The organism is Micromonospora sp. I033 (assembly GCF_053890995.1).
The window spans coordinates 1-7,007 of record NZ_JBSSLX010000264.1 but is presented as its reverse complement, the minus strand read 5'-3'; the positions used below and the strand labels follow the sequence as shown (position 1 = coordinate 7,007).

Below are 7,007 nucleotides of genomic sequence, written 5' to 3'. Positions count from 1 at the left end.
CGCCGGCCGCCGTCTCACGGGTGACCGCCGCCGCCAGATGCGGCTGCGGGCTCGGCTGCAACAGAAGGGCACCCCGTCGGCCAAGCGGCTTCTGGCCCGACGTAACAAGAAGCCGGCGCGGCGTGCCGCGCTTCCTTCTTGTTACGTCGGGCCAGAAGCCGCTTGGCCGACGTGGTGCCCTTCTGTTGCAGCCGAGCCCGCAGCCGCATCTGGCGGCGGCGGTAGCCGTTGAGCCGGGTGCCGGCGTAGCGGGTGCCGTCGGAGTTGTAGGCGATGTTGGCGATGCCCATGTCCACGCGGAAAAAGCCGTCCGGTTCGTACGGCGTCGCCTCGGCCACCTCTATGGAGGCGTACAGGAACCACATCTCGTCGCGGTGCACCAGGTCGGACTCGCCGATCACGCTGGTGGCGACGCCTTGAGCTGGGCCGGCGAGCCGGTGTATGCCATGCAGCGGCTCGCCACTCACGGTGGTCAAGGAGTACATCGAAAACAAAAACGACCAACGTGACGGCCGTAACGGCATTCCCGCCGGCCCTTGAGCAACCCGTCAGAGGCGGCGCCGCTGCCTGCGATCGAATGGCAGAGTGGGGAACGTGACCAGGAGCCCGTCAAGGCTGCAGAGGGGCGAAGGTCTTACGCGATTCTTCGGGGGCATTCAGATATCCGCCGGGGGCGTCGGGGTGACCCGGTTGGAGCTGTTCCTCGACCTGGTGTTCGTGTACGCGTTCCTGAGCGTGACGGACCTCATGGCGGAGAACTTCCGCATCGAGGGCCTGCTCCAGGGTGTGCTGGTGGTTCTGTTGATCTGGCGTTGCTGGAGCTCATACACCGTGCTCGGCAATGTCGTGCGGGTGGACCGGGGATTCCTGCGGCCGCTCATGTTCGGGGTGGCCGCGACCATCCTGTTGATCGGCATCGCCGCGCCGGTGATCTTCACCGATCGGCCGGGGGGCTTGTTCGGGCCGTTGATCTTCGTCGTCGCCTTCCTGCTGGCCCAGTCCATCGCGCTACTGATCTTGACATACAGCGCCTCGGACAGGCCCCGAATGCTCGTTCTACGCGCATGGTTGCCCTTCTTCGGTGGTGCGGTCCTGCTCCTGTCCGGTGCGCTGCTGCCTCGTTACCTGCCCTCGGGGGTCGACGGTGGTTCCGTCCAACTGGCCCTGTTCTTCGTCGCCACCGCCGTCGACTTCATCGGCGTGCGGGCGCTCGGCACGGGCACCTGGCGGATCGTATCCGTGCCGCACTGGGCTGAGCGGCACCGGCTGGTCATGCTCATCGCATTGGGCGAGACGATCATCTCGATCGGCACCAGTCGCGGTCTCATCGGTAATCCACCGGTCACCTGGTCCGTCATCGCGGGCTCCGCCCTGAGCCTCGTCGTGGTGGCAGTGCTCTGGTGGCGCTACTTCGACATTGCCGGATTCGCCGCCGAGCAGGCGCTGGAGCAGCGGCCGGCAGCCACCAGGTCACGACTCGGCCGGGACGCGTACAGCGTCCTGCACGTCGTGATGATCGTCGGTCTCGTCCTCATCGCCCTGGGGCTCAAACGCGCGTTGAGTTCAGTCGAGCCCGCCACCGCGTACCGTTGGGACCAGCTCGGCACATTCGTCCTTTATGGCGGCGTCATCGCCTACCTGCTCGGCCAGGTGGCCCTCGAGCGCCGCACCATTCACTTGCTGGGTCGTAGCCCGTTGCTGGGGATCGTTCTGGTGACCGCCTTGCTGCCGATCGCGGTCCGCCTGCCGCCGGTGGGCGCGGTAGGACTGCTCGCCGCCCTCCTCACCAGTATGGTCCTGGCCGACCTCACTGTCTTCCGCCGGCGGCATCACGTGCTGCACCGACAGGCGGCGCAGGCGGCGATCCGGGCCGCCAGCAGCGGAGTCACACCCAAGGAACTCTTCCTCGATCTGGCGGTCGTCTACACGTTCATCCAGGTGACGGTGTTGATGACACGGCAGCCCACGGGAGTCGGGGTAGTCCAGGCCTTGGCTGTGCTCACCTTGCTGTGGGTGGCCTGGTCCCTCTACAGCCAGGTGGGGAACGTCCTTCACGGCGAGTCCATCCCCGTGCGGTTGAGTGTCCTTCTGGTCGTGGCGCTGACCCTGACGATCGGCATCGCCATCCCGCAGGCGTTCGACGTTGTACCCGACGGCCTGCCCGGACCACTGATCGTCGTGACCTGCTACATCGCGCTGCGCGTGCTGCACCTGACGGCGCTCCTGGTCCTTCGTCGAGACCGGACACCACGCGCCCACCTGCTGCGGGCGGGCGTCCCGACCGTGTCCGCGCTCGTCCTGCTGGTGTTCGCCGCGCTGGCATCCACGCGGCCACATCCCCCCGAGGGGCTGAGCCGGCTCGTGGCGGGCCTCTGGTTGGCGGCCATCGTCGTCGACCTCGCCGGGGGCTACCTCGTCGGGCGGCGGTTCTGGCAGGTGACTTCGGCCAAGCACTGGACCGACCGGTACTCCCTGATCATCCTCATCGCGCTGGGCGAGTCGGTCATCTCGGCAGGAGTGGCCGTCTTCGGCCGCCCGATCTCCTGGTCCGTGATCGTCGCCGTCGCCACCAGCATGGCCCTCCTGGCCACCCTCTGGTGGGCGTACTTCGACACGGACGCCATCGTCGCGGAACGCGTCATGTACAACCGGATCGGCAACCAGCGAGCCGCGCTGGCCCGCGACGCCTTCACCTACCTGCACCTGCCCATGATCATCGGACTGATGCTGCTCGCCTTCGGCCTCCGAAAGACCCTCGACGTGGTCAGCGACCCGTCAGGACCGGCGCGCGACCCGCTCGGGCACGCCATCCTTTTCGCCGGAGTGGTCGTCTACCTTCTCGCCAACCAGGCATTCTGGTGGCGCATCCAGCATGAGATCCGCTGGGTCCGTGCCACCGGAATGCTGCTGGTGGCGATCCTCGCGCCAGCGACCAGCCCACTGCCCCCGCTGTGGGCGCTGACCATTCTGACCGCCGCCACCGCCGCCGTCATTATGATCGACTCCCACCGCGCGGCCGAACTACGCCGGCGGCTACACGAGCCGCCACCGTCAACCATCCTGGCCGACGCACGGCCCGTCAACCCCATCAGGTAACCCGAGGCGAAGCACGGGACTCGTGAACTCGGTCGAGAGATCGATCTACCACCCGGATGTGCACACCCAAGGCGGCCAACTGCCCGGCCATAGCGAGTCCGGTTGACCCCGCCCCGACCACCAGAACCGGGACTGTAAGACGAACGGTGCAACTCCTGATCAAGGAGCAGCACCTGATGTCCGAAGGATCGATAACCGCCGTGGATACTGCCGCGGTGGCGAAGAACGGGCGGGGACAACCGGCGGACGGTGTCGACGCAGACCTGGTTGCCCAGCTGGTGGAGCAGGCCCGGGCGGCTGGGTTGCAGCTGACCGGTGATGGCGGCTGCTGCAGCAGCTGACGAGGCGGGTCCTGGAGTCGGCGCTCGAGGGCGAGATCACCGACCACCTGGGCTATGACAAGGGCGACCCGGCGGGCAACAACGGCGGGAACTCCCGCAACGGTGTGCGGGGCAAAACAGTGCTGACCGACGTCGGCCCGGTCGAGATCGACGTGCCCGGGATCGCGATGGCAGCTTCGCCCGCAGATCGTCAAGAAACGTCAGCGGCGGTTGTCCGGGGGTGGATGACATGGTGATCTCCCTGTCCGCCAAAGGCCTGACCACCGGAGAGATCCAGGCTCACCTGGCCGAGGTCTACGGTGCCGACGGGTCGCGGCACCCCCTTCCCGCGCTCCTCGTCCACCTGCCCTGAGGAACCGACATGATCGATTCCCTTCTCGTCGCCCTCGAAGTGGCCGGGCGGCCAGCCAGCCTCATCGCCGTGCTCGCCGGCTGCTTCCTCCGTGTCGTCGTCGGGGTCGCTGCCCGGGCTGGGCCCATCACCACGATCTCGATCCTGCCGCCCTTGCTTGAGGCCGTCGGGCTGTGGAGCGTTGCTTACGTCGACGCGCCTTGCCACTGACAGCGAATTCGGCCAGTTCAGCTTCGCCGACGAGTCTGACAGCAGGACTCACGACGTAGGCGTGGCATCGCCGCGTACCGCCAGTGCGTCGAGGATCAGATCGAGGCCGAATTCGAACTGCCCGCCGAAGTGGTATCCAGGCTGCTGAACGTGCTGCGTGGCGAACTCGACCAGATGCGGGTAGTCGCCCGCCGCGAAACCTTCCATGATCGAATCCGCGACGGCGTTGGCGGAGTCCCCACTGTCGAACGGCAGCGAGGCCTCCTGCAGCACGAAGCCGTAGACGTACGCGTCGACAATCGCGTACGCGTGGGCCGTCATCTGTAGCGAGAAGCCCCCGGCCCGCAGCACGCCCAGCATGGCGTCGTGATGGCGCAGGGTGGCCGGCCCAGGACTGGTCCGGGTTTCGACCAGGGCCAGCGCCCAGGGATGCCGCGCGAGGACCGCACGGGCTGAGAGGCATCGCCGGCGCACCTCGGCGCGCCAGTCGCCGCCCACCTCGGGCAGTTCGATCTCCCCGAAAACCCTGTCGACGAGGGCGTCGAGGAGCTCGTCCTTGTTACGAATGTAGTAGTACAGCGACATCGGCTTGGCGTTCAGCTCGGCGGCCAGTGACCGCATGGTCAGCGCCCCCAGGCCGTGCGCATCGGCGATACCGACCGCGGCCTGCAGCACCCGCTCGCGGCTCAGCTGCCGCGCTGGCTCGCCCACCCGCTGGTTCCCGCCTTCCTGGCTTCCGTTGACCGGCCTCGCCACCACAGGCTATCGTACTTTGTACTTCTTACTTAGTACGAAAGCCTGTGAGGCGAAGATGTCCCTCCGCGTGACCGGCAGATGCGCCGGTGCCTTCTTCCTGTTGGCGTTCGTCTCCTACGGCATCGGCACCGCTCTCGCCGGGCAGGTCGCCGGGACGGCGCTCGTGGTGCTCAACTCCGTCATGGTGGCGGCCATCGGCGTACTGGTCTTCCGGGCGCTGCGCCGACCGCAACCGGGGATCGCTTGGGCGTACCTTGTCGCCCGCGCCGCGGAGGGGTTCCTGCTCACCGCCGGCGTCGTCCTGCTGGACTCCGTCGGCGCCGGTGCCGCCGACATCGCATACCAGCTGGCCATGCTGTCGCTGGGGCTCGGCAGCCTGCCGTTCTGCCTGGCCCTGAACCGGCAGCGCTGGCTGCCGAGCTGGCTGGCGATCTGGGGATCCGTCGGATACGCGCTGCTGGCGGCCGGCGCGGCCGCCGAGCTGATGGGGGCCGCGGTCGGGCTCGTGCTGGCGATCCCGGGTGGCCTGTTCGAGATCGTCCTCGGTCTGCTGTTGCTCGCTCGCGGCTTCGCGCCGTCCACCGCTGCGCAGCCCGGTGCCGCTTCCGGCGGGCCGTCGAGCGCAGCGGCGCCCGTGGAAGGCGGCTTCCGGGTAAGCCGTGCGGCGCTGGCCGCCGGGCTCGGCCTGCTGCTGATGGCGGTTCTCGCTGGGCTCGCCAACTTCGGCGTTGTGGACCGGCTGGTCTCCACCGACGCCGCCGAGACCACCACCCAGCTGCTGTCGAATCAACGGGCATTCGCCCTTGCCGTCGTCGCTCTGTTCGCGGTGGCCTGCCTCGACGTGCTGGTCGCCTGGGCGCTGCGGGCGTTCTTCGACGACACCCACCGCACCGTCGCACTGCTTTCCGCCTGGTGCCGCACCGTGTACGCGGTCGTCTTCGCCGTTGCGATCACGCACCTGATCGCCGCCGCTGGTCTCCTGGGTGACGGCGCGGCGACCGACCAGATCAGCCCCAGCGTGTACGCGCAGATCACCGAATTCGAGGAGATCTGGAGCCTGGGTCTGATCCTGTTCGGCGTCCACCTGCTGATGATCGGGTGGCTGGCATGGCCGTCTCGCACTGTGCCAACCTGGGTGGCGGTGCTCGTAGCAATCGCCGGCGCGGGCTACCTCACCGACTCGATCGGAGCGCTGGTCTCGACCACGTACGCGATCCAGCTCGCCGCAGTCACGTTCGTCGGCGAGGTCGTCCTCATGGTGTGGCTGCTCGTGTTCGCCGCGCGCTCGCGCCGCCAGCTCCGGTCCGACCTTGCCAGGGAGGGCACCCGCCAGCCGCAGCTCGCTTGAGACCGGCCACCCCGCCCAGTCGGCTGGGCCAGGAGCCGGTTCAGGGAGAGTAATCGGCGCCGAGGTGACCGGGCAGCGCCCGATCGAGTTCGTGACCGAAGCCGACGTCATGCTGATCGGTAGCGCAGTGAAGGCGGGAGGAGATCTATCGGGATCTGAGGACAGTCGACTGGGTAGCGGTCGGAGCTTATAACCGATCGAGATCCAGCCGGGCCAGTTCTGTCCGGGACGAGATGCCCAGCTTCGGAAATGCCGTGTACAGGTGCTGCCCGATGGTGCGCGGGCTGAGCAGGAGATGCGCGGCGATGTCGCGGTTGGTGGCTCCTGTCGCGGCCAGCCGTACGACCTGAGGCGAGGTGCACTGGAAGGTCAGCGTTGGCACGGCGTGCATCGCTGTCCGTGAGGCAGGCGCGAACCCCCAAGCCCTGATAGCCGGCTGGCTCGCTTGTTCGACATGTAGGCGCGATCAACTGGCCGCTGAAAGCTTCGGGGCTCACGTTGGTGTTCGCCTTCCGCAGTTCGGCGGCGCTTGCCTTCGCCTTCGGCACAGCGGTGACCGGGACGATCACGATCGCGATCACACGCTCATCTTCTTCTACATCGACTGCTGGAGATGGAGCATCCGGCCGTGGCTTCTCCGCGTCCGCGCGATCCCGCTGCTGGGGGTGGTTTTGCTGTTCGTCGCCTGCCCTATACGGACGTTTCGCCCGCGCAGCTGACCGTAATGCGGCAGTCTGGGGCAACGTGCAGGTAGGCAACGCCGAGGTGAAGTAGTTGGGCCGCCGGGTCAGTGGATGGTCGGCTGTGGCGTCGGGCGTGGGGGTCTTCGCGCCGGGGATGCTGCTGACTGGTTCTTCCACGGAATCGTTCGCAGTTCCTCATCACCGACAACGCCAAGCCGGTG

General features: G+C 67.6%; 7 protein-coding genes and 1 pseudogene. 4 read left to right on the top strand and 4 right to left on the bottom strand.

Annotated features, from left to right (window positions below):
* Positions 1-14 precede the first annotated feature (14 nt).
* Positions 15-476, bottom strand: a complete 462-nt coding sequence (locus ACW0Q9_RS27735) for a hypothetical protein (protein WP_456186247.1) — start codon at positions 474-476, stop codon at positions 15-17.
* A 214-nt stretch (positions 477-690) separates the two neighbouring features.
* On the opposite strand from ACW0Q9_RS27735, the gene ACW0Q9_RS27730 reads away from it, so the two are divergent.
* On the top strand, positions 691-3,096 hold the full coding sequence (locus tag ACW0Q9_RS27730) for a low temperature requirement protein A (RefSeq protein WP_456186246.1): 2,406 nt from the start codon (positions 691-693) through the stop codon (positions 3,094-3,096).
* On the opposite strand, the gene ACW0Q9_RS27725 is transcribed toward ACW0Q9_RS27730, so the two are convergent.
* On the bottom strand, positions 3,089-3,217 hold the full coding sequence (locus tag ACW0Q9_RS27725; RefSeq protein WP_456186244.1) for an FAD-dependent monooxygenase: 129 nt from the start codon (positions 3,215-3,217) through the stop codon (positions 3,089-3,091). The genes ACW0Q9_RS27730 and ACW0Q9_RS27725 overlap by 8 nt on opposite strands.
* A 55-nt stretch (positions 3,218-3,272) precedes the next feature.
* Here ACW0Q9_RS27725 and ACW0Q9_RS27720 point away from each other — a divergent pair.
* Both ACW0Q9_RS27720 and ACW0Q9_RS27715 read left to right on the top strand, forming a co-directional pair.
* Positions 3,273-3,753, top strand: a pseudogene (locus tag ACW0Q9_RS27720) (transposase); the annotation flags it as partial.
* Positions 3,754-3,798: 45 nt separating this feature from the next.
* Positions 3,799-3,999 carry a hypothetical protein gene (locus ACW0Q9_RS27715; protein WP_456186243.1) on the top strand — a complete coding sequence of 67 codons (201 nt, stop codon included), beginning with the start codon at positions 3,799-3,801 and terminating at the stop codon, positions 3,997-3,999.
* A 48-nt stretch (positions 4,000-4,047) separates the two neighbouring features.
* Here ACW0Q9_RS27715 and ACW0Q9_RS27710 read toward each other — a convergent pair whose 3' ends face one another.
* Positions 4,048-4,755, bottom strand: coding sequence for a TetR/AcrR family transcriptional regulator C-terminal domain-containing protein (locus tag ACW0Q9_RS27710; protein WP_456186241.1), 708 nt, complete (start codon positions 4,753-4,755; stop codon positions 4,048-4,050).
* Positions 4,756-4,822: 67 nt separating this feature from the next.
* On the opposite strand from ACW0Q9_RS27710, the gene ACW0Q9_RS27705 reads away from it, so the two are divergent.
* The gene (locus ACW0Q9_RS27705; protein WP_456186239.1) at positions 4,823-6,103 is read left to right on the top strand and encodes a DUF4386 domain-containing protein; all 1,281 of its coding nucleotides are present in this window, start codon (positions 4,823-4,825) and stop codon (positions 6,101-6,103) included.
* 187 nt (positions 6,104-6,290) lie between these two features.
* On the opposite strand, the gene ACW0Q9_RS27700 is transcribed toward ACW0Q9_RS27705, so the two are convergent.
* Positions 6,291-6,485, bottom strand: a complete 195-nt coding sequence (locus tag ACW0Q9_RS27700) for a helix-turn-helix domain-containing protein (protein WP_456186237.1) — start codon at positions 6,483-6,485, stop codon at positions 6,291-6,293.
* Positions 6,486-7,007: the final 522 nt, after the last annotated feature.